The organism is Marinobacter sp. S6332 (assembly GCF_023016045.1).
In the GTDB taxonomy this organism is placed as follows: domain Bacteria; phylum Pseudomonadota; class Gammaproteobacteria; order Pseudomonadales; family Oleiphilaceae; genus Marinobacter.
The window spans coordinates 319161-340515 of the sequence record NZ_JALKAP010000001.1; the positions used below are offsets into that span (position 1 = coordinate 319161).

General features: G+C 53.3%; 21 protein-coding genes. 11 read left to right on the plus strand and 10 right to left on the minus strand.

All coding sequences use genetic code 11. The features are described 5' to 3' along the window. Window positions 1-5: 5 nt before the first annotated feature. The 3 genes from MWU62_RS01445 to MWU62_RS01455 form a co-directional block, all read right to left on the minus strand. A complete protein-coding gene (locus MWU62_RS01445) occupies window positions 6-1115 on the minus strand; it encodes a PLP-dependent cysteine synthase family protein (protein ID WP_247113081.1) in 1110 nt (369 codons plus the stop codon). 82 nt (window positions 1116-1197) lie between these two features. Further along, entirely contained in the window at window positions 1198-1845 is a 648-nt protein-coding gene (locus MWU62_RS01450) for a hypothetical protein (protein ID WP_247113082.1), read from the minus strand. Window positions 1846-1956: 111 nt separating this feature from the next. Continuing rightward, window positions 1957-3459, minus strand: a complete 1503-nt coding sequence (locus MWU62_RS01455) for an amidase family protein (RefSeq protein WP_247113083.1) — start codon at window positions 3457-3459, stop codon at window positions 1957-1959. A 52-nt stretch (window positions 3460-3511) separates the two neighbouring features. Between MWU62_RS01455 and MWU62_RS01460 the strand changes: the two genes are divergently transcribed. Beyond that, window positions 3512-4651 carry a transglycosylase SLT domain-containing protein gene (locus MWU62_RS01460; RefSeq protein WP_247113084.1) on the plus strand — a complete coding sequence of 380 codons (1140 nt, stop codon included), beginning with the start codon at window positions 3512-3514 and terminating at the stop codon, window positions 4649-4651. Then, the gene (locus MWU62_RS01465; protein WP_247113085.1) at window positions 4642-5409 is read left to right on the plus strand and encodes a TSUP family transporter; all 768 of its coding nucleotides are present in this window, start codon (window positions 4642-4644) and stop codon (window positions 5407-5409) included. The genes MWU62_RS01460 and MWU62_RS01465 overlap by 10 nt, the downstream gene beginning before the upstream one ends. Before the next feature lie 4 nt (window positions 5410-5413). On the opposite strand, the gene MWU62_RS01470 is transcribed toward MWU62_RS01465, so the two are convergent. After that, the gene (locus MWU62_RS01470; RefSeq protein ID WP_247113298.1) at window positions 5414-7765 is read right to left on the minus strand and encodes a diguanylate cyclase; all 2352 of its coding nucleotides are present in this window, start codon (window positions 7763-7765) and stop codon (window positions 5414-5416) included. A gap of 203 nt (window positions 7766-7968) precedes the next feature. Here MWU62_RS01470 and MWU62_RS01475 point away from each other — a divergent pair, with 203 nt between their 5' ends. Genes MWU62_RS01475 through MWU62_RS01490 form a run of 4 tightly spaced genes read left to right on the plus strand, consistent with a single transcriptional unit; the run spans window position 7969 to window position 10361 of the window. After that, window positions 7969-8784 carry a MotA/TolQ/ExbB proton channel family protein gene (locus tag MWU62_RS01475; protein WP_247113086.1) on the plus strand — a complete coding sequence of 272 codons (816 nt, stop codon included), beginning with the start codon at window positions 7969-7971 and terminating at the stop codon, window positions 8782-8784. Further along, on the plus strand, window positions 8771-9166 hold the full coding sequence (locus tag MWU62_RS01480; protein WP_216006639.1) for a biopolymer transporter ExbD: 396 nt from the start codon (window positions 8771-8773) through the stop codon (window positions 9164-9166). Before MWU62_RS01475 ends, MWU62_RS01480 begins: the two co-directional genes overlap by 14 nt. After that, window positions 9163-9573, plus strand: coding sequence for a biopolymer transporter ExbD (locus MWU62_RS01485; RefSeq protein ID WP_247113087.1), 411 nt, complete (start codon window positions 9163-9165; stop codon window positions 9571-9573). Before MWU62_RS01480 ends, MWU62_RS01485 begins: the two co-directional genes overlap by 4 nt. After that, window positions 9570-10361 carry an energy transducer TonB gene (locus MWU62_RS01490; protein WP_247113088.1) on the plus strand — a complete coding sequence of 264 codons (792 nt, stop codon included), beginning with the start codon at window positions 9570-9572 and terminating at the stop codon, window positions 10359-10361. The genes MWU62_RS01485 and MWU62_RS01490 overlap by 4 nt, the downstream gene beginning before the upstream one ends. A 49-nt stretch (window positions 10362-10410) precedes the next feature. Here the strand turns inward: MWU62_RS01490 and MWU62_RS01495 are convergent, their stop codons facing one another. Beyond that, window positions 10411-11262: a hypothetical protein gene (locus MWU62_RS01495; RefSeq protein WP_247113089.1), complete on the minus strand. Its 852-nt coding sequence runs from the start codon at window positions 11260-11262 to the stop codon at window positions 10411-10413. Window positions 11263-11508: 246 nt separating this feature from the next. After that, complete coding sequence (locus MWU62_RS01500; protein WP_247113090.1) at window positions 11509-12564, minus strand: helix-turn-helix transcriptional regulator; 1056 nt, start codon at window positions 12562-12564, stop codon at window positions 11509-11511. Between the two features lie 234 nt (window positions 12565-12798). On the opposite strand from MWU62_RS01500, the gene MWU62_RS01505 reads away from it, so the two are divergent. Both MWU62_RS01505 and MWU62_RS01510 read left to right on the plus strand, forming a co-directional pair. Then, window positions 12799-13581 carry a hypothetical protein gene (locus tag MWU62_RS01505; RefSeq protein ID WP_348645617.1) on the plus strand — a complete coding sequence of 261 codons (783 nt, stop codon included), beginning with the start codon at window positions 12799-12801 and terminating at the stop codon, window positions 13579-13581. Between the two features lie 40 nt (window positions 13582-13621). After that, window positions 13622-15019 (plus strand): wax ester/triacylglycerol synthase family O-acyltransferase, encoded by a 1398-nt coding sequence (locus MWU62_RS01510; protein ID WP_247113091.1) that lies wholly within the window; start codon window positions 13622-13624, stop codon window positions 15017-15019. Here the strand turns inward: MWU62_RS01510 and MWU62_RS01515 are convergent. Both MWU62_RS01515 and MWU62_RS01520 read right to left on the minus strand, forming a co-directional pair. Continuing rightward, window positions 15012-15419: an NINE protein gene (locus tag MWU62_RS01515; RefSeq protein WP_247113092.1), complete on the minus strand. Its 408-nt coding sequence runs from the start codon at window positions 15417-15419 to the stop codon at window positions 15012-15014. The genes MWU62_RS01510 and MWU62_RS01515 overlap by 8 nt on opposite strands. A gap of 221 nt (window positions 15420-15640) precedes the next feature. Further along, window positions 15641-16747, minus strand: coding sequence for an AraC family transcriptional regulator (locus MWU62_RS01520; RefSeq protein ID WP_247113093.1), 1107 nt, complete (start codon window positions 16745-16747; stop codon window positions 15641-15643). 231 nt (window positions 16748-16978) lie between these two features. On the opposite strand from MWU62_RS01520, the gene MWU62_RS01525 reads away from it, so the two are divergent. Continuing rightward, complete coding sequence (locus MWU62_RS01525) at window positions 16979-17884, plus strand: metal-dependent hydrolase (protein WP_247113094.1); 906 nt, start codon at window positions 16979-16981, stop codon at window positions 17882-17884. Window positions 17885-17929: 45 nt separating this feature from the next. On the opposite strand, the gene MWU62_RS01530 is transcribed toward MWU62_RS01525, so the two are convergent. Together MWU62_RS01530 and MWU62_RS01535 are read right to left on the minus strand one after the other, a co-directional pair. Next, the gene (locus MWU62_RS01530; RefSeq protein WP_247113095.1) at window positions 17930-18733 is read right to left on the minus strand and encodes a class II glutamine amidotransferase; all 804 of its coding nucleotides are present in this window, start codon (window positions 18731-18733) and stop codon (window positions 17930-17932) included. Window positions 18734-18767: 34 nt separating this feature from the next. After that, window positions 18768-19583, minus strand: coding sequence for an SDR family NAD(P)-dependent oxidoreductase (locus tag MWU62_RS01535; RefSeq protein WP_200363461.1), 816 nt, complete (start codon window positions 19581-19583; stop codon window positions 18768-18770). Between the two features lie 199 nt (window positions 19584-19782). Here MWU62_RS01535 and MWU62_RS01540 point away from each other — a divergent pair, with 199 nt between their 5' ends. Then, window positions 19783-20241 carry an NfeD family protein gene (locus MWU62_RS01540; protein ID WP_200363463.1) on the plus strand — a complete coding sequence of 153 codons (459 nt, stop codon included), beginning with the start codon at window positions 19783-19785 and terminating at the stop codon, window positions 20239-20241. Between the two features lie 2 nt (window positions 20242-20243). After that, entirely contained in the window at window positions 20244-21278 is a 1035-nt protein-coding gene (locus MWU62_RS01545; RefSeq protein WP_247113096.1) for an SPFH domain-containing protein, read from the plus strand. The last annotated feature ends 77 nt before the right edge of the window (window positions 21279-21355 follow it).

A 21355-nucleotide genomic window follows, 5' to 3' on the forward strand; every position in this document is an offset into this window, starting at 1 on the left:
TACCACTACAACTTGCCCAACTGCGCAACCTGCAGATCCGGCTCAAACACTCCGGTACGATCGAAGTCATCCAGTGCGTTTTCCCAATCGGTTAAATCCAGACCCTGATGGGCAATCCAATCGGGGTTAAAATAGGTGTCTATGTAACGATCACCGCCGTCACACAGAAGCGTAACAACCGAACCTTTCTCGCCAGCCTTTTGCATCTGGCTGGCCAAATGCAGTGTCGCGATCAGATTGGTACCGGTAGACCCGCCGCAACGCCGACCTAGATGACGTTCGAGATAACGCAAAGCAGCAAAACTGGCTGCATCCGGCACACGCACCATGCGGTCAATCACCGCAGGGTTGAAGGACGGCTCCACCCTTGGGCGGCCAATACCCTCAATACGAGAGCCACACTGGCCGGTAATATCAGACCGGCCGCTGGCAAAAGCCTCATAAAACACGGAGTTTTCAGGATCGGCCACGCAGAGCTCACAGCCTCGGGCGAGGTGCCCGCCATAGCGGATATAGCGCCCTATGGTCGAAGAAGTGCCTCCCGTGCCTGCGCTTACAACAATCCAGCGGGGTGTTGGGTGTGGTTCCCGCTGCAACTGCTGGAAAATGCTTTCGGCAATATTGTTGTTTCCACGCCAGTCCGTCGCTCGCTCAGCGTAAGTAAACTGGTCCATATAGTGACCGCCCAGCTCACGAGCCAGTCGCTGCGATTCGGTATAGATTTCGCTACCGTTATCAACCAGATGGCATTCACCGCCATAAAATTCAATCTTGGCAATTTTTTGGGCTGATGTTGTTCTGGGCATAACCGCTATAAACCTTAACCCCAGAAGCTTGGCAAAATACGCCTCAGACACCGCCGTGGAACCGCTAGACGCTTCAATGACGGGAGTGCTCTGCGTAATCCAACCGTTACATAGCCCGAATAGAAATAGCGAACGTGCCAACCGATGCTTGAGGCTGCCCGTGGGATGAGTTGATTCATCTTTGAGATAAATATCGATGTTCTGCAGCCCGGGCAGATCCAGTTTGATCAGGTGGGTGTCTGAAGATCGATTGAAGTCCGCATCAATTCGGGCGATGGCATCGGACAGCCACTGGGCGTGATTAAACATGGCAGGTTCCATATAAAGAAGCACTCAAAAAAAAGCCGGGCACTTACCCGGCTCTTCAATTCAAGTTTTCACAACTATCCTCTTAATGCAACGCCCGCAACTGTCGCGGATACAAAGCGGCACTGACTTCTGGCTCCTCCAAAAGATCCGCCAGCTCAAGATCGACGTCTGACGCCTCGCCATGTTCAGGTAGCGGCTCGAACAGCGTGCTCAACCAGGACGCAATCGAAGGCTCTTCGTCACGCCTATAATCCGTCGACAGCGCTTTTATGCGGCGGAAGCCGATGATGCGCTGATGCTTGGGATCCCGGATTTGTTCAAATCCACGCCAGTACACGTGATCGCGTGTGTGGAGTTGCACAAACAGAGTGTCTATCGGCTCGTTTGTTTCGTCCTCCGCGCCGCCTTTCGATGAGGCGTCAAGATTATCTGTCGACGCTTCAGCCAAGGCTTCGGCTCCATCATCGTCTGCTGCTTCTTTGGCTTTCTGACGAATAGTTGTCCATGCCGGATATAAAACCGCCACAGCATCCGCCTCAACATGCTCGCGGGCAGCGCGAAGAATCAATCCCCAGCGCGCCTTGTCGGCATCGGTTTCAAGTGAGTTGATGGGCAAGTCATAGCTTTGTTCGTTGGCCAGTACGATCGCCATCATCGGAGCGTCGAGCTCTCCCATGGCTTCAGCCTGTGCAACGGATACCAGTTCATCGATTGCCATCGGTTGGTTCATAATGCGCTCGCCTCCTCGATGCCATCAGGGTGTATCAGGAAGATGATCTCCCTGACACACAGCATAGCCTGTTACGCGCCTAAAGATAAACGTGGGGTTTCAGGCAACGGATCACAAACCCGCTTTTGGAAAGGCATTTTCAAGTTTCTCATAATAGCCAAACCACGGGGCAGCCTCCTCAAGCTGGGCTGCCAGCTGCAACAGTACACCTTCATCACCATGGGGTGCACCCAGTTGCACACCAACCGGCATACCCTCCGCGGTCCAATGTACTGGTACCGACATGGCAGGCGTTCCCGTTAAGTTGGCAAGTTGAGTGAACGGCGTGTGGGCCAAATTTTCTATCGCTATCTGGTCCACCTGCCCGCTGCGGTGCACCATTTTTCCGGCCTTGAGGGCCAGCATCAGCTTTGCCGCCATTTTTAAATGCGCAGGTGTCTCCAATTCACCGATCCGGGCGGGCAGTTGGCCGGTGGTAGGGCAGAGGTAAAGGTCATAACCACTAAAAAATGCGCCCAGCGCTCGGGCAAACTCATTCCATTGTTGGCGCCGAAGCACGTAATCAGACAACGGCATGGTATTGCCCAGCATACCCAGTAGGCGAGTATCCAGTTCAAAATCGCTGTCAGTGGCACCAAGCTGCTCTTTGGCTTTCGCCATCATTGCCGACACCTCACCAAAATACAGGGCAAGATAACAGCGGGCCAACGCCATACCATCAAACTCCGGGCGAGCATACTCAACTTTGTGCCCAAGATTTTCTAAAATCCGCGCAGTTTCCTCAACAGCCGCAACACATTCGGGAGCCACTTCTGTGTCGTAGGGCGACGCAGTGAACACACCTATTTTCAGGCTACCCGGCGATTGCTGCATCAAGTCCGCATAAGCGACATCGGGTTTAGGAATCACAAACGGATCACCCGGAGCAGCACCACTTAATACGTCTAACATAGTGGCGCTATCACGCACTGTTCGGGTAACCACATGATCCGAAGAGGCACCCGTCCAAGCTTCACCCATCGAAGGCCCATTAGAGATACGCCCACGAGATGGTTTGAGCCCGAAAAGCCCGTTATAGGCTGCGGGTATCCGGATGGAGCCGCCACCATCGTTTGCGCCAGCCATAGGCACAACACCAGCCGCCGTTGCGGCACCAGAGCCGCCACTTGAGCCGCCGGGAGTGAGCCGAGTGTCCCAGGGGTTCCGTGAAGGCCCCCATAATTCGGATTCTGTGACGGCCTTTAGGCCAAACTCCGGTGTTGTTGTGCGCCCCAAAAACACCAGCCCACCCTCGCGGGCACGGCGTACAAATTCGGAATCCTGTGGCGCAATATAATTTTTATAGCCACGACTGCCATAGGTACAGGGCTTTCCAGCCTGTTCCTGAGACAGATCTTTTAAAAGCAAAGGCACACCGGCAAAAGATCCGTGCTTTGGGCACTCCTGCGCCAGAGCTTCAGAAAACTGGGGAAAGCAGATCGCGTTGAGGGAGCCGTTCACAACGGTTGCTCGTTCCACCGCAGCCTCGCATACTTCCCGGGAGGTTACATCGCCACGGCGGATGATATCAGCCAGCGCAGTGGCGTCGTAACGCAAATATTCAGATTGCTTCATAAAAGCGTCCACTTGTTATTGTGATGACCGGAATGCCACGGATACATCGTTTATGAACTTAAGATTCGCAAGCTTACGTCAGCTTGCACTGATTTTCATCCTGACCGCATTGGGACAAGGGACCCTGTGGGCAGAAGATAGCCAAGCCGAGAATGTCAGTACGGACACTCCGGATTGGACAGCCGTTGTAAGGAATTCGCCTTACTGGGTTAGTCAGGGCGTCTACACAAATATTCTCACCATACGCCGCTGGGTATTGAAAGAAGCCGGTTACTGCTCAAGCCCAGAACGCCACATTCTGTTCGATATGCGCGGGCAGTTTTTAGGCTGGATAAGCAACGGCAGCAATCGTTCCGCAACGCAAAAGCGCTTGAACGATACCCGGCAGGAACTGCATGCTAAAGGCCTTACCGAGGAGTGGGTTGCCGGTGATGCCAGCACGAAAGGCTATCCATTCGCGCTGGCCTGTGATCAGCCCCACGTCAATCTGGACATGGCCGTTGGTCGCTATCTAGGGGCCCAGAGAAAAGATAGAGTTTGGGGTGCTTGGGATGATCTTTCTTTCGCAACTCGCGAGCAGCCCGGCGCACTCCACGATGCTCTGATTTACATCGTGCAACGTCGAAGCGAACAAAACCGCTTCGCGTTACCGGAGGTTTTATCCAGGTATCTGGCCGGGCAAATCCTAATTGAAAGTGGTGGGCAGGCAAGAGCCCATTCCCGCGCAAATGCTAAGGGCATTCTCCAGCTTTCACCCTCCGCCCTGAAAGACTGCCAGATCAAACCTCAGAACTATTGGCACCGGCTGGCTCAGATTGATTGCGCACTACGCCTAATGCACCAGAATGCCCGCAACCTACAGCCCGCGTTTGAAGAGCGCTTTGGCCATCTACCAGAGGCCAAACGCAACGAACTCTTTGTGCTCTTGTTGGTGCAAGCCTACCACGGTGGCGCAAGCCGTGTGCAGGCGCTCCTTGATGGCGAGACACTGGCCAAGCCTGCAGAATACTTTGCCGCTAACCACAAGCGTTTTACCGCAGGAGACATAGCGTTTGGCATGGTGTTTCACAACTTAGGTCGAGATAGGCTGGGGCTGGCGTCACTGTATTACGTTGCCGATGTACAGCTGGCAACTGAGGCGCTATGCAGAATGGCAACGCTGAAATCCGAGGAGTTTTGCGCATGGAAATAACCTTGCTCCCAGAGAGCCTAAGTGTATCAGTGGCGCTTTTTCTGCTGGCAAGTTCCGTTGTTACATCCATGATTACCGCAAGTTTGGGAGCAGGCGGGGGTGTTCTTTTGCTGATTCTGATGGCCACTTGGATGCCCGCAGCCGCCATTATTCCCGTGCACGGCATGATTCAGCTCGGCTCCAACGGCGGCCGGGCAATACTGACGTGGAAACATATCGACTGGCGGACGATTGCCGCTTTTACACCTGGGGTGGTTGCAGGCGCTGCGGCGGGCGCATGGTTGCTGGTAAGCCTGCCAGCTTATTTATGGCAGCTGACCATTGCGGTATTCGTACTGTATTTGTGCTGGGGCCCAGCTCTGCCAAAAAGCGCATTCGGCCCGGTGGGGGTTTTTATCGCCGCCACAGTAACCAGTTTTGTTAGTCTTTTCGTGGGCGCTACCGGCCCACTCGTGGCGGCGTTTATAAAACAGATTCATGCGGACCGGTTCCGCACCGTTGCAACCTTTGCTACGGCAATGGTCCTGCAGCATGCTCCCAAAGCTCTGGTATTTGGTGTGGCGGGGTTCGTGTTTGCGAACTGGTTGCCGTTTATTTTGGCTATGATTGCCTGTGGCTTTGCGGGCACCTGGATAGGTCTGCACCTTCTCCGCTCTCTCAATAATCGCTGGTTCAGAATAGCGCTTAATCTGGTTCTTACTCTCTTGGCTTTACGTTTAATGTGGCAGGCCAGCTTGGCAGCACATTGGTGGGCATAAACGCCTAGGAGTAGTCTTTCGGCTCCGCCAGAGGTGTAACCACAACTCGGTTTCGGCCTTGTGACTTGGCAAGATAAGCGCCTTCATCAGCGCGCGCGACCACGTCTTTGGGTTCACGGTCTGCGGGTAGCAACTCGGTCATGCCAATACTGGCGGTCACTGAAAACATACGGCCTTCGTGCTCAATTTCGAGCGCTTCAACGCCTGCACGAATGCGTTCGGCAAGGGTTTTGGCCCTGCTTAGCCCACAAGCGGGCAGAATAATGCCAAACTCATCACCCCCTAAGCGAGCCACGGTATCCGACTGGCGCACCGATTCTTTGAATAGATCGGACAAACGACGAAGCATTTCATCACCGAGCAGGTGTCCACCTTCATCATTAACAGGCTTGAAGTGGTCAAGGTCGATCAGCATCAACACCGAGCTTGCTTCCTGTCGCGACGACTCACCGAGCACTTTGCTCAACGAAGCATTGAATGCACGACGGTTCACCAACTGCGTTAGGCTATCGTGGGTCGCTTCCCAGGAAAGCCTCTCTTCCTCACGCCGACGCTCAGCATCGTCCCTGAACACGAACACCAGCCGCTCGTTCTCTCGCCCCTGTCGGATATGGATCATACTGAGATCCACATCGAATGCGTTGCCGCTGCGATTGCGAAGAGTAACGTACAGGCTGTCGAGATCATCATGGGCAAGAAACCAGTCATGAGTGAGAGACTGATCTTCGTGGTCAATTCCCACCAACTCAAATACATTTGAGCCAATGCAGTCCTCGCTAGTGCCCAAAAAACGGCCCGCTGCTTGGTTTGCATAACGTATGGCTCCGCCGGTATCGGCCATCAACACACCGTCTTGCATTACTCCCAGTATGTTTTCCGCCCTCTGCTGCTCGTCTCGCAGTGCATCCTCAACTTCCAATTCATGCGAAATATCCCGCACAATCGTAACGGTACCCATGACCTTTTCAGGCGTCTCAAGAATTGCCGTGATTACCTGACACCAAATGGGCACGCGTGTATTCGTTCCCTGCAAACGGAAGCGATCACGAAATACCTCCTGCCCCTCAAGCGCCTTTTGCCAACCTTCGACCACTGCAACACGGTCATCATCTGCGATGCAATCAAACAAATGAGTACCGCTAAGTGCGGCCAATTTCAGGCCGATAATGCTCTCGAATACAGGATTTACAAACTCGATACGGCCAAGTACATCTGCCTGCACAATGCCAATAGGGGCACCCCGGGTGAGTGATCGGAAAAACGCTTCCCGCTCGGCCAAAGAACTAAGAACGTCCTCACGCTCATCCATGACCAGATTGAATATTTCAGCCACCTGACTGATTTCCGAACCCCCGGAAACCCCCACCGGTTTATTGCGCACACCAAGGTGGCGCTCATGCACTTGCAGCCCAAGTTCGCCTAAAGGCGCCATCAAACGACGGAAACGCCACATAGCCATCGGAACAACGAGCAAGATCACAACCAACAATATCCAGAGAAACGCATCTTTAAGGCGAGTAGCGGGAGCATAAGCTTCGCGGGCTGGCCAAACAGCGGCTACAAACCAAGGCACCTCAGACATTTGCTGAACCGAGAGAATAATACTTTCACCCTTGGCGTTGCGTGTTCTGGCTGTTCCCTCAAACCCGCTCATAGCTTGGCTTAGCACTGGGTTGCTATCACTTACCGGCTGCATAACCTCTCCGGTGCGGCCGTTGGCCAGTACAACCCCATTGCGGGCTATGATAGTTAGGTAACCGGTTTTGCCTATGCGAATATTCGAGAGTTCTTCTATGAGGTGCTCACCCGCTAGTGAAATCGCACCCCCGAGCATGCCAATAAAGCGCTGATGATGATCAAACACTGGAGCAGCCACCATAACCGCGGGCCTGCCTTGATAATGCGAGCGATAGGGTTCGCTAATCTGTGGAGTAAGCTGCCCTGAGATTCGGCGGAAGTAGGTGCGACTGCTGATGTCCTTCCCAACCATCTTCAATTCCTTTGGGTGCTCAGCAATAACTTTACCTTGCGCGTCAATCAGGTAAATGCCATCAAACAGGTGCTGCAACGCGGTTTGGCGGCGCATCAAAATTCTTGCGCGCACCTCAAAGGCCGCTTCACTCATAGTGAAACCCTGAGCGACGTGGTTTAACGCCTCCAAGCGCTGTGACAACTTGTCATCCAATTCGCCAGAAACCAACCGCGCAATTGTTTCTACCTGATTTGCAGCCTGTTGCTCAAGTTCCGACCGACTAAGGAACGAGCCTGCAAGCGCCACCAGCAGCGCCGTTAGAATTACGACACCCACGACAAGGAGCACGGCTCGATTCACCAAGCTGCCCAGCCAACGACTCATCAGCACAGCAGAGCTACTCCTTTCTGCAGGGATTGAGTGTTAATGGTACGGCCTCCGGTTTCGAATCAGATCATGCGTGAAGACTGGGCTCAACGGCGACACAAATTCTAACAGAGGCTTGAGGCCTAAAGGATTACAGTCCTTGCAATCCGAATGATAATCTTTATTATTCGCATGATGTTTCAGAAAGAGCGATAACTGGCATGAGCAACTCCCTAACACCTCTCGATTCCGCACTAACAGACGGCCCTATTAACCAGCTCCTCGCCATGGGCGGCCCTGTCATGATGGTATTGCTTGTTATGGCAGTTCTGGGCCTCATCACGTTTATTTACCTGATACTCGTGGGCGCGGTGTATGCTCCGAGATTGTCCAGAAAACTTAAAAATCTGATTACACTTTGGCAACACAGCCCTGCCGACGTAAATCCGCAAGCCATTCGCCAACAGGCCAGCCGCTGGGCAAAACTGAACCCTCTCCATGGCTTAATAACCAATACCATTGAAGCTCGACAAAACCAGCAAGACGACGGGCAAATTCGCGAAACAGTGGCACGGGACGCCCAGCAAGCTCTTGAGCCCTTTGAAGCTCCCCTTAAAATCATTGAAGTAATCGCTGCGCTGGCGCCATTGCTCGGTTTGCTAGGAACCGTGCTGGGAATGATGGAAGCATTCAGCGCCATGGCGGCTGCTGAAGGCCGAGCCAATGCCTCTCAGTTAAGTGGCGGCATTTATGAAGCCTTGACCACCACCGCAGCTGGCCTTGTCGTTGCCATTCCATTTGCTGCACTGGCGGCTTGGATTGAGTTCCGGTTACGGCGTATCCATAAGCTTGTAAACAGTAGTTTGGTTACTGTGCTCACCGCTTCGCCACTACCCTTTGTAAAGGCAACCGAAGCCGCAAGCGAAGCGACCACTAAAGCGGTCGAGCCTGCCCCAAGCCAATCCCGGCCAAAGACACAAGACGAGCCGGAATCAGCATCTCACAGTAGTCAGCGGTTCGCCCATGCAACTGGTTGAACTCAGGCCCAGCCGACCCATTCCAATCCGTATCACTCCACTGATTGATGTGGTCTTTATCCTGCTGGTGTTTTTTATGCTGACCAGCAGGTTACTGCCTGTGGATCATCTGGAACTCGCCAATAATACAGACGGCCGCAGCACCGTGACCGGTGAGCCACTTCCCTTGCTTACGGTTACCAAAGGCGGAGACGTTATGTGGCAAGAGCGCAATCTACCCGTTAGCGACCTCTTGCCCGCACTTCGCAACGCAGGCATTACTGAAGTAAATCTTACAACCGCACCAGATACCCAACTAAGCCTATTCACAGCCACCTTGGGTGAATTATCGCAGAGCGGCATTCAGGCCCACTGGCAACGCGCAACAAAAGAATCCCCATGACTGAATTGTTTCCACCTCCCTCTACCTCCGGCAAGTCTTTGATGGAGCGGGTAGAGGATGCTCTTCTGCCACTCATCAATCTGGTTTTCCTGTTACTGATGTTTTTTATCGTGGCTGGCCAGCTTGCTGATGACCCTTTACCTGATCTGCCCGCTACACCCACAAGCAGCGAGCAACAATCGCCTCATGCTGACCTTATGGTGGACAATAAAGGGAACTGGCGAATAAATGGTGAAAATCTGGATGCGCAAGCTCTGCTGCAACGGCTACCAGAACCCGATGCACAAACCCCGCTGAAAATTGCCGCAGCCAGCAGTCTTACCATGGCAGATCTGGAAAGCCTTTTGCGCACTCTGGAAAATGGCGGTTATAAAGAAATCCTGCTGTTGACGGAGCCTGAAGCGTGAGGGAACCAGGAAAGGCCATCCGCCTTGGCCTGCTGGCCGTCGCCATCGTTCTGAGCGCGGGCATTCTAATGGCCGCTGCGCCCAAGAAGACCATAGAGCTAAACCTGCTTGGCAACGCAGCTATAAATACCGCGCCCGCCATTAAGATCTCGCTTGCAGGCAAGTCCGCGCCAGAACCCATTGAGAAAGCAAAACCTCAGCCAGCTCAAGAAACCCAACCCGAGCCAAAGCCAAAGCCAAAGCCAAAGCCAAAGCCAAAGCCAAAGCCAAAGCCTGAACCAAAACCGACACCAGAGCCAGAGCCAGAGCCAGAGCCAGAGCCAGAGCCAGAGCCAGAGCCAGAGCCAGAAATAGTCGAAAAAATGGATGAGCCAGTTGCAACTCAGGCAGAGCAGTCCTCGCCAGAGAAAACAGCAAGCGATACCGCAGAGCCAGCGCCCGAAAACGGGGACTCTCAATCGCAATCATCTGTACCTCTGCAGAACGCGGGTAATCCGTCTGCCGTTGATGATTACCTTACAAAGCTCAGCAGGCATCTTTCACGATTTTACGAATACCCCCGCCGCGCCCGCAGGTTAGGGCAGGAAGGTGCGCCGGTAATAACCTTCGAGTTCCGTAGAGACGGAACCCTCATGGGCCACAGCTTACGCACAGGATCTGGCCACTCCCTGCTGGACGAAGCAGCTCTTGCCATGCTTGAGCAAGCTGCTCCACTACCGCCAGTGCCAGAGGAGATGACGGGTAGAACCTTCAGCTACGCTCTACCCGTCAGGTTCAGCCTACGCTAAAGACTGCTGATTGATATGAATTTTCCCAACATTTCACGGGGCTCGCCAATTACTGGCGCTCAAGTACGACCAAACCGCAATCATCGTCCACGAAGCAGCTCGAATTGGCCTCCCCATCGGCGAAGCCTACTACCAGAAAGTCGCCGTCATAGCTGGCATAGATATCAAAGTTTAATGTGTCAGTGCCGGGACAGCTAGTGCCAATGCCGCCGGTTACCGTACCTTCGTATACGCCGAAGCTGGGTTCCGGGGCGTTCAGGTTTATACTGAGGTCGGAACAGTCGTCGGCCTCGTCCCCATTTTTGAAGCTCAGGTCATTGCTTTGCACCGCCGCACCCATGGCAGTGAAAGTGCCGCTGACATCATCCTGAATCAGAGTATTGAAGTCGAGGTTATTGGCAAGAAACACGGACCTGCCCGCCCAACTGCCAACTGCGTCATTATTGGCGAAGCTCCCACTGGTCGTGCCTTTCTGAAGCACCGCCACAGCGCCGCCCGCAGTCGCGATGGCACCGTGTTCGTTTGCCGCGTCCACGAAGAAAACAGCCCGATTACCATCACTGGTAGAAAAGGCATAGAGAGTGCGGCCTTGATCCGTCACGACGCTGTTTTCCAGGTTGGTGATGAGAGTATCTGTGCTCCCGGCAATAACAACCCCGGTGGCGTTGCCGTCACTGTCGAAAGTGACTTCGATTGTCTCAAATGTCCCGCTAGCGTCCGCCGGAGCGCGCTCGAGCGTCCCGCCCCATGTGCCTTCCAGTGGAGACGCTTCAACATTTCCTCCGCCAGCGTCTTCCGATGGAGTTCCGGTATTATTGTCATCATCACTTCCACCGCAACCCGCTATCAAAAAGCTGGAGACGATGGCGGCTAAAAGTGGCCATTTCCTGAACTTTCGCATAATTGAACCCCTGACAATGTTTGTTTTGTGTGCGTTGATTCTCTCGCCTGTGAGTTGGGGGGGTTACTTCATCCCCTGAAGACGTTGTCTGCCGACACATTCAATTTCTCAAAGAATAAACATGCAAACATCATCAATTTTGATGATGTTTGCATGTTTATTCTTTAGTAAAAGCAATAGATCAAAGGATGATCAGTGACCGGGATAATCAGGAAATGACAAGAAAAACGCTTACAAACTAGAGCTCTATGATTTTCCTTGCGGTATTTGCATGCCGGCCAGTAAGGACACCATTTCTACGGTATTACGCGTGCCTGTTTTATCAAGAATACTTCTAATTTGGGTTCTTACGGTCGAAATTTTAATATCACGACTGGCGGCGTATGCCTCCGGCGAAACACCTTCAACCAATGCTTTTGCAACCGCCAATTCGGTAGGGGAAAGACCATAGGGCTTCTCGGAAAGGCCTTTGGCGTCAGGCGCAGAGAAAGGTGTTCGCAGTATCAACAAGGCCAACGCGCCGCCCTCGCTGGCAACGATATTCTGCTCCGGCCGAAGTGGTGTTATGGTTATTTCGAGGCTCGTTCGACCATGCTCTCCAATAATCGGCAGGAAAGCTAGGGGGAGACTTGCGGGTGCTTGGCAAGCCAGCTTTATAAGGCTAAGCAGCCTTGAATGGGCGGTGGAGTCAGTCAAACCTATATTTCCGTTTCGTATAACTAAAGAGCATTGCTGGTCGCGATAGGAATCACATGCAGAGTTCATGTACCAGATATGGCCAGAGGCATCGGCCACTGCGGCGGGTTGAGGCATGTGGTCGATAGCAGAATAAAGCCATGCTGTATCCTCTTGGCGTTTTCGGAATACGTCACGAAGGCGGAGTATATGTGGCAGATGATGCAAAATACGTTGCAAAAGCACCAAAATGTCATTGTTCATGATCTGATGCTGGGGGGAGCCCAAAATAAACCGGACGTATTCACTTCTTCGCAAGTCTGCGCCAGATAGCGACACGCTGCGCTTCCTGCAAACACCAGAGCTTTCAGTTATCAACCGGTGTATGAGCGAATTTACGATAAAGCTATATTCCAAATGACGCTTGTTGGCATCTGTATTCGACCAAAAACTGACAACTTCCCTTGGCAGTTGTTCACTTAACTTCTTTTCAAGAACATTCGCTCCCTCCGGGCGCGTTCCTGCAGCGAGCTCTGTCATAATCTCCTGCCATCTCGATTCATCCGCTGCCGCGCCGTAAAGTGAACTGATGATGTTGTCGGCCTGCTTCCAAAAGTCTTTTTTCACACAACCCCGCTAACATTCTGTTGGCCATCAGGTCTAAAAAGGTATAGCAGAATGTACAAAAAACCGACAGTTTGGCGAGTTAAATTCTGAGGCGGGCTGGTTGCCGATGTCCTTCGTCGAAGACTGACGGCCAAGAACGCTGAAATCAGATTGAGACAAATCGTCGCAACTTATCAATATCTGGGAACAGGCCGTCCGATTTGTATTTCAGGCAGGTCATAGCAAACCCACAGTTTGACCGTTATTCTGGTTGAAATCTTTTACCCAGACCATGAGGCGTGTAGCCCTTCAACAGATATGACCGACCCGAAATTTCAAGCCCGCAAGCTCGGCGAATTAATGTGCACTGTTACCGAACTGATTCTCTGGCAACCCGCCGCCAGCTGGGTTCAAGAAAGGGCCCATGGCAGCACACTCGCATGCCGAGTAGGTTCGGGCCAAGCCACCTACCATCGTTTTGATCCACAGCGCAAACAGCACCAAATTACCTACGGCCTACGAATGATTCAGGCCAAGCAACAACCTGATACGGCCACTGGCTGGCTCTCAGCCCGGGAAATACACAAACGAGGTTATTTTGAGGGTGAGCTGAGCACGCTTAACTTACTCGCACACACCTGTTGTCACGAGTTCGCACACTTGCTGCAACACAGTGCTGGCCATAGATATCGTGGTTCGGTGCACAACCGGTACTTTTACAACATTCTTGATGAGTTGCATGAGAGTGGCGGCGCTGGCGCGGTGCGACAGGCTCTTGCAGAGCATTCACAGCAGCTGGGAATGGCTTTGTCTGAGCGGTCTTTTGAACTGCCTGATACGCGCCTGCAGCGAGCAGAATGGAGTGTTGGCGATACGGTCCTCTTCGCCCACGGCCTGCATGAGTTTCAGGGCGAGATTACAAGAGTGAACCGAAAAACCTGCACTGTTGACGGCACGGGTAGATTCCTGGGCAAGCGTTACCGGGTGCCAATGCAGATGTTGCAGCGTGCAACACAGCAGGGTGCTGCTACTCTCTAACTGAAGCAAGACCAATAACACGAATAAAAAAGGACGCCCCGTGAAGCCTCTGAGCCCGACCGACCAGCTTTTTCTCTGGCTTGAAAAGCGCCAGCAACCCATGCACGTAGGCGGGCTGCAGATTTTTTCATTTCCAGAAGATGCGCCCGACGACTACGTATCCAAACTTGCGGAGCAGCTTCGAAGCGATACGGAAGTAACCGCGCCGTTCAATCAGCGGTTGGACAGCCGCTTGGCGCAACCTGTGTGGGTTCATGATGATCATCTCGATCTGGAGCACCACTTCCGGTTTGAAGCTCTGCCTACCCCGGGTCGTATTCGGGAGCTGCTTGCGTTTGTTTCTGCCGAACATTCCCACTTAATGGATCGGGAACGTCCGTTGTGGGAGTTTCATCTGATCGAGGGGTTGAGCGACAGGCAGTTTGCGGTTTACATCAAGGTGCACCATTCCTTGGTAGATGGCGTTTCGGCCATGCGAATGACTCAGCGAATGCTGTCCACAGACCCTTCAAAACGCAACATGCCGCCAGTGTGGGATCTATCCGTGAGGGCGGGGCGAAAAGAGGATAGAAGCGAACCGTCTCTCTGGCACAGCATTGGCCACTTGCTGGGCGCTTCGGGAAAACAGTTAAGCACGGTGCCGACCGTAGCACGGGAACTACTGCGCACTGTGAAGGCGGCACGCAAGGACCCTGCCTACAACTCCATTTTCCACGCACCACGCAGTATTCTGAACCGGAAAATTACCGGTTCCCGCCGGTTTGCGGCTCAATCCTACTGCTTGAAGCGCATCAAAGCGGTGTGCCATGCTCATGACACCACCGTAAACGATGTGGTCACGGCCATGTGCGCCAGTGCGTTGCGCACCTATCTTATGAATCTGGACGCTCTGCCCGATAAGCCCTTGATCGCTATGGTGCCGGTCTCCTTGCGCAAGTACCAAAAGTCTGACGGCAGCGAATCCGAAGGTCGGCAAGCCGAAGGCAATCAGGTGGGCGTTATTCTGGCTAACCTGCATACAGACGAAGGCAACGCTGTTACGCGGCTACGGAAAATCCACCAAGGCATGCAAGAAGGGAAAGATCGCTACGCCCATATGTCACCCGAAGAGATCCTCAACTACACCGCACTGACTTTGGCGCCAGCGGCCTTTAATCTGCTAACCGGCATGGCTCCGAAGTGGCAAACGTTCAATGTGGTAATTTCCAACGTGCCCGGGCCAAAAGAAGCCTGTTACTGGAACGGCGCCAAGCTTGAGGGTATGTATCCCGTCTCCATCGCCATGGACCGTTTGGCCCTGAATATGACTCTGACCAGCTATAACGATCAGGTGGAGTTTGGCTTGATCGGCTGCCGCCGCACGCTACCTAGCCTCCAGAGGATGCTGGACTATCTGGAGGACGGTCTGGTGGAGCTTGAGCGGGCTCTTGTCAGTTAAATTTCACGTCCCGGTTTCGCTCTGAAATCTGGTCGTTCAGTGTCCAGAAGTCGTATAGCAGCCCAATCAGGAAGAGGCCGCCGGTCAGCAGGTAGATAACCCCTGTGATCCACTTACCCATGTACATGCGGTGCAAGCCAAATACGCCAGTGAAGGTGAGTAGTAGCCAGCCGACGCTGTAATTTATCTCGCCCTCGTGGAAGCGGTGGTCGGCTTGTTCGTCCATGGAGGGGATCAGAAAGAAGTCGATTATCCAGCCGATTAGGAAGAATCCGAACGTGAAGAACCAGATGGTTCCGGTAATGGGTTTGCCGTAGTAGAAACGGTGAGAGCCTAAAAAGCCGAAGATCCAGAGCAGGTATCCTAGTAGTTTGCTGTGGGTGTCTGGTCGGGTGATCATGGTTGCTCCGGTGATAAGGGTTGGCTATAGCCGTATATGGGGTTATTTATGTCATTCCACAAGGTCTGAAACCTGAGTGCCGGGCCGGAGGGTGGCGTATATTCTCCTTGGAAAAAATAACTCGCTGCGCTCAGACATCTTTTTTCTGGCGGAGAATATACGCCACCCTCCGTCCTTTTAACTCTTGCAATAAATCCAGATGCAAACGGATTTTGGCACTATTAAGGCCCTAACTCCGGAGCTGGGTCGGGACCGCCTTCTCGGAATTCGCTGGCGGATTTCCCGGTCCACTTTTTGAATGCGCGACTGAAGTTGGAGAGGTCGGCGTAGCCCAGTTCGTAAGCGATTTCACTCACGGATTGGTTGGTGTAGCGTAATAGCTGAATGGCGCGGTCTTTGAGCACGGATTCTACAATTTCACGGTAACTGGTTTCTCGTTCCGCCAACCGTCGCTTTAGTGTTCTGGAGGAGACGCAAAAGCGTTCCGCCATGGCTTCAAGCGAAGGCAGCGGGCCGGGCATCATTCGCAGCATGTTGCGCACGGCCATGGCAAGGTCGCCTTGGTCCTTGAGGGCCTTCTGTAATTCAAATTCACACTCATCTCTGGCCAGACGGGAAGCGTCTGCGTCGGCCAAGCGCATGCGCACATCCAGCAGTGTTTTCGGGAGCACCAGCATCTCATCAGGCTGGTCATACTGAAACTTGACCGGCAACTGGTCGGCAAACTGGTGGTAATAGGCAGGCTCTGCGCCGCTGAGGCGAACGGTTACGCCGGGAAGCTTGCCGTGATCGAGGGCAAATCCGCGTTTTTCAGCATCGCTACGGTCCAATAGCTGTTCAGTGAGCATCACCAGTGTGGCGCTGACGGTTTCTGCCAGAAACGGATAGAGGCTTGGCACGTCGAACTCGGTGCAGAGCTTCACCAGTACGTGCTCATCAGTTTCTGACTGGCTCATGCTCAAAAACGGCGCTCGTAGCTGCAGGTAGCGACGAACGGAATCCAGCGCTCCGGCAAACGTAGGGCTGGTTAATGCAGCAAACCCAAGCGTGCCGTGAATGGTTACCCGCAGCTCTCTGGCCAGCATGAAGCTCAGTCCGCCTTTGCCAGCGAGTTTCAGTGCGCGCTCGGCCATAACCATGGCATCGGTAACAAACACACGGCTATCGTTGGCTTTCAGTTCTTGAGCATTAACGTTAAGGCCTTCATATAGCTGACGATCGTTATGGCCAAGCTGCTGTACGGTTTTGGCCAACACCCGCATGTACACGCCAGGCACTAGGAAGAGTCCCAGCATTTGCCGTTCTTTTTCCGACCCGGAAATCGCCATAGAGTGCCCTGTCTTTGCGTGAGTGCTGCTTGAGTGCTGTTTCCTAAAGACTCTAGCAGAAGCCTGCAACCATCACAGTGGGAGAGATTGCACACCAGGCAGCGTCGCGCTGGCCAACTTCATGTCACTGTGTCCTATTTTGAATGGTGAGCGGCCCGCTTTCGCATTCACCTCAATCGTCGACTCCAACACACTGGCTACATGACATCAGCCAATGTGAGGAGTAAACCCATGCTGAGTACTAAAACCGCCCCAAACCCGATTACCTTAGACAACAGAGGGTCAAAAACGCCAGATAACGTCGACATCAAAGCCCAACGCATGGGTTTTGAGTTTGATGAGCAGGTGCCGCAATATTGGATGGAAGAGAGCCCTTTTTTTAGCCATCTCATGAATGCACTTTCGGTGCTCTTTCCGCAGGGAGAACAGTTTTTTGTGGATTCTGTCCGTGCCTTCCGGGATCAAATTGACGATCCGAAATTGAAAGCGGAAGTGCGGGGCTTTATTGGCCAAGAAGCCATGCACTCACTGGAACATATGGCCATGAACCAGCATGTGCGGGATCGCGGCATGCCGGTAGACGAAATGGAAAAACAACTGAACGTCGTTCTGGATGTCGCCAAACTGCTACCAAAGCGCCATCAACTGGCCATTACCTGCGCCCTTGAGCACATAACCGCCATGATGGCGGATATGCTTCTGGAACGCGACGATGTGCGCGAGGGCATGCATGAGACCATGCGCCCGCTCTGGGCGTGGCATGCTATCGAGGAGACCGAGCACAAGGCCGTGGCTTACGATGTGTTCCAGCAGGTGGGTGGTACTTATGCCGAGCGAACCTTTTATCTCATTTTCAGTACCGCCGCACTTGGAGTGATGGCCTCGTATTTCACCGGACGCATGATGCTGAACGACGCCAAACGCTTCTCGATAACCGATACCGGCAAGAGCTTGTGGCGCATGTGGGGCAAGAACGGTACTTTCTCAAGCCTAATACCTACCTGGTTTGGTTACTTCAAACCGGGCTACCACCCTTGGGACAATGACAACAGCGAGTTGATTGCGCGGTTCAAGGCTGAGATTCAGGCATACATCGCACCGGAGTACCAGAACGGGAATCGCAAAACCCTACAGTGATTACGCTACACAACGGAACAGGCCAGCAAGACAACGCTGGCCTGCTTAGCTTTCAGTCGAATCCTTCCGTTTACTTATCGCAATACCTTTGGCTTCGACAATGCCCTTGCGCCACAACCTCCACTCGCCGGGCTGATAGATATCCCATTCCTCATCGCTGGTCAGTGGCTCGGTTACTACAACGCTGACAATATCGTTCGGCGTGGTTTCAGATTCAAAATCCACAATCACATCTGCATCTTTCAGCCTTGCCGGACCAAAAGGCGCACGGCGGGTAATGCTGGCCATTTTGGTGGTGCAGTAGGTGAACAACCAGTCGCCGTTGCTCAGCAAAAGATTGAAAACACCCTGCTCTGCAAACGCCTTCGAAAGTTCCACCAAATGCTGTGTGATCGCCTCGACCGAATCATTCCTGTCGCTATGGCTGCGTAGATGATTGAGGATTTCGCAGAACAACGCCTCACTATCGGTGCCACCAACCGGCTCGTAAAACCCCGGTGAAGACTGAAAGTCGGAAAGCTGGCCGTTGTGGGCAAACACCCAGTAACGGCCCCAGAGTTCGCGCATAAACGGGTGGGTATTCGCCAGACAAATTTCGCCTACATTGGCCTGACGAATATGGCAAATAGCCACTTCGCTTTTGATCGGGTGGGTCTGAACCACTTCAGCAAGCCGGGAGTTGGCGCTGGCATCCACATCGTGGAACGCCCGCACGCCCTTGCCCTCATAAAAAGCCACGCCCCAGCCATCCTTGTGGGGGCCAGTGTCGCCGCCTCTGCGAGTCAGCCCGGTGAAGCTGAAGCAGAGGTCGGTGGATGTATTGGCACTCATAGCCAGCAGTTCACACATAGAGCGAGGCGGTTCCTTGCGTTATTTTAGCGGGTTAACGATACAAACTCTTACCGGCGAAGCGCTCTACCAACGGCTGATAGGCCGAGCCCAGCAAGCGGTTAATAGCATCGATTCCCCAAGCGTCGGACCCTACAAGAATGCGGGATTCGTTTTTGAGAATACCCTTCACAATCGTTTCAGCAGCTTTTTCCGGCGTGGTCATCGCCAGTTTATCAAAACTAGTGCGCAGCTCTTCCGCACTCTTGGGCTTACTCATGCGCGCCGAGTTGGCAATGTTGGTGCGGATACCGCCCGGGTGGACACAACTGACAGCAACAGGCTGCTTTTCCAGCTTCATTTCTTGGCGCAGGGATTCTGTGAATCCGCGAACCGCGAACTTGGCCGCATTATAGGCGCTTTGCGTAGGCACACCGATTAAGCCAAATACACTGGATATGTTCACCACATGGCCATCACCAGATGCAATCAGGTGCGGCAGAAAGGCACGGGTGCCGTGAGCAACTCCCCAAAAATCAATATCCATGATCCAGGCGAAGTCCTCGTCGCTCATCTCTCTCACCGTTGCTGAAAGCGCGACGCCTGCGTTATTGATGATCAGGTTAACCTGACCAAAATCTTTTGCTACCTCTGCAGCATGGGCGTAAATAGCGTCCCTGTCGCTTACATCCAAAGAATAGGTTCTAACTGGCGTGCCAGTAATTCCTGCAGCCGTTTCCGCCAGCCCGTCCTCGTTAACATCCGATAACGCCAGCCGGCAGCCCCGCGCCGCCAACGCTTTGGCGAGTGCTCGCCCGATACCGGAACCTGCTCCGGTGACGACTGCGACTTTGTTTTTCAGATCTTTCATGGGCATTGATCTCTTGTTGTGTGTTGTTCTGGTTAAAGAAGATACTCTAACAACTGCCGCTGATCAGCATATGGCTCTGAATTAATGACGTGCACGACGCCCGGGCCACTCGGACTCAGCTCTCGCTTTTGGGTACAATTCATCAAACGGGAGTTCAGTCTTCCGGATTTCTTAAACCCTGAACCTGCGGATTTTCTGTATGGAATGGAGTCTTACACATTTTTGGCTAATTCTAGCCCTAGCGCTGGGTTTGGCTGAGCTGGCCTATGGCATATTTCTGCTACTGGCGCTGGCTGTTGCAGCTGCTTTAACCGCCGCTCTGGCGTTCGTTGGCATGTCGTTCGAATGGCAGCTGGTTGGCATGGGTGTGTTCTCAGGCCTGTTGGTTCCCATCGCCATCCGTTGGATTCGCCCACGCTTCTCCCCCAAGGGAGTGGCCTACGGAACCACCGGCACAGGCGTAGAGCAGGGCCTGCGCTACCGCACCCTGAAAAGGGATTTTGATGGTGCCACGGGTATTAAGGTCAACGGCGACTTTTATCGCTTAAAAGACGAAAAGACAGGCGCCACTGACTTTCCCGAGGGAACCGACGTTATTTTCAAAAAGTTTGATGGCACAACAGCCATTGTCCAAACCGCTACACACAAGGAACAGTAAGCATGGAATCCTATATCACACCGGGGCTGATCATCAGCCTGATTGTTGTCGCCATCGGCATTTTTGTTGTCGCCAAAGGCTTGGTGATCGTTCGGCAGTCGGAAGTTATGGTTATTGAACGTTTGGGGTCGTTTAACCGCGTTCTGGAAAGCGGCGTGAACATCATCATTCCCTTCGTCGAACGGCCCCGCCCAATCACCATGATTCGCTACGTGCGCATGGGCGAGGAATACCACCCGATGACCACCGATGAAGTCCGCATCGACCGCCGAGAAACGGTAATGGACTTCCCTGGTCAGCCTGTTGTAACCACCGATAACGTAACTGTAAAAATCAATGGTGCTCTCTACTACCAGATCATTGATCCCCGCCGCGCTGTTTACGAAGTGGCGAACATGAGCCAGGCCGTTGAAGTATTAGCCAAAACCACCTTGCGCTCGGTGGTAGGCAAGATGGAGCTGGACAAGCTGTTTGAATCTCGCTCTGAAGTGAACAATGCCATTCAGGCCGAGATGGAAGAGCCTGCGTCCAAATGGGGCGTAAAGCTGACTCGGGTCGAAGTTCAAGACATCAGCATGCCGGAAGAAGTGGAAGAGGCAATGCGCCTGCAAATGGCAGCAGAACGTAAGCGTCGTGCCACAGTTACTGAAGCGGAAGGTGAAAAGTCGGCAGCCATCGCCATGGCACAAGGCCAGCGCGAATCTGCCATTCTCAACGCGCAAGGCGACAAGGAATCTGCCATTCTGCGCGCTCAGGGTGAGCAAGAATCTATCCGTTTGGTACTGAGCGCCATGGGTGATTCTGAAGACAACAAGCAAACAGTTATCGGCTATTTGCTGGGGCAAAGCTACATCAAGGTACTGCCAAACATGGCAAAAGACGGCGAGCGGGTGTTTGTGCCCTACGAGTCTTCTGCTCTACTAGGTTCCATGGGCATGTTCCGGGAACTGGCTGGCAGCCCGGAAGACGCGGTTCGCCAGTCACTGCAGCGGGATGGCTTGCGTGGTGGTTTGGTTGGCGGAGCGGGCAACGCTTAACCCAACCACGCATGTCCATGATATACCTGCCTGACTTACGTCTGGCAGGTATATCAACGCCAGTATCCAGATAAATA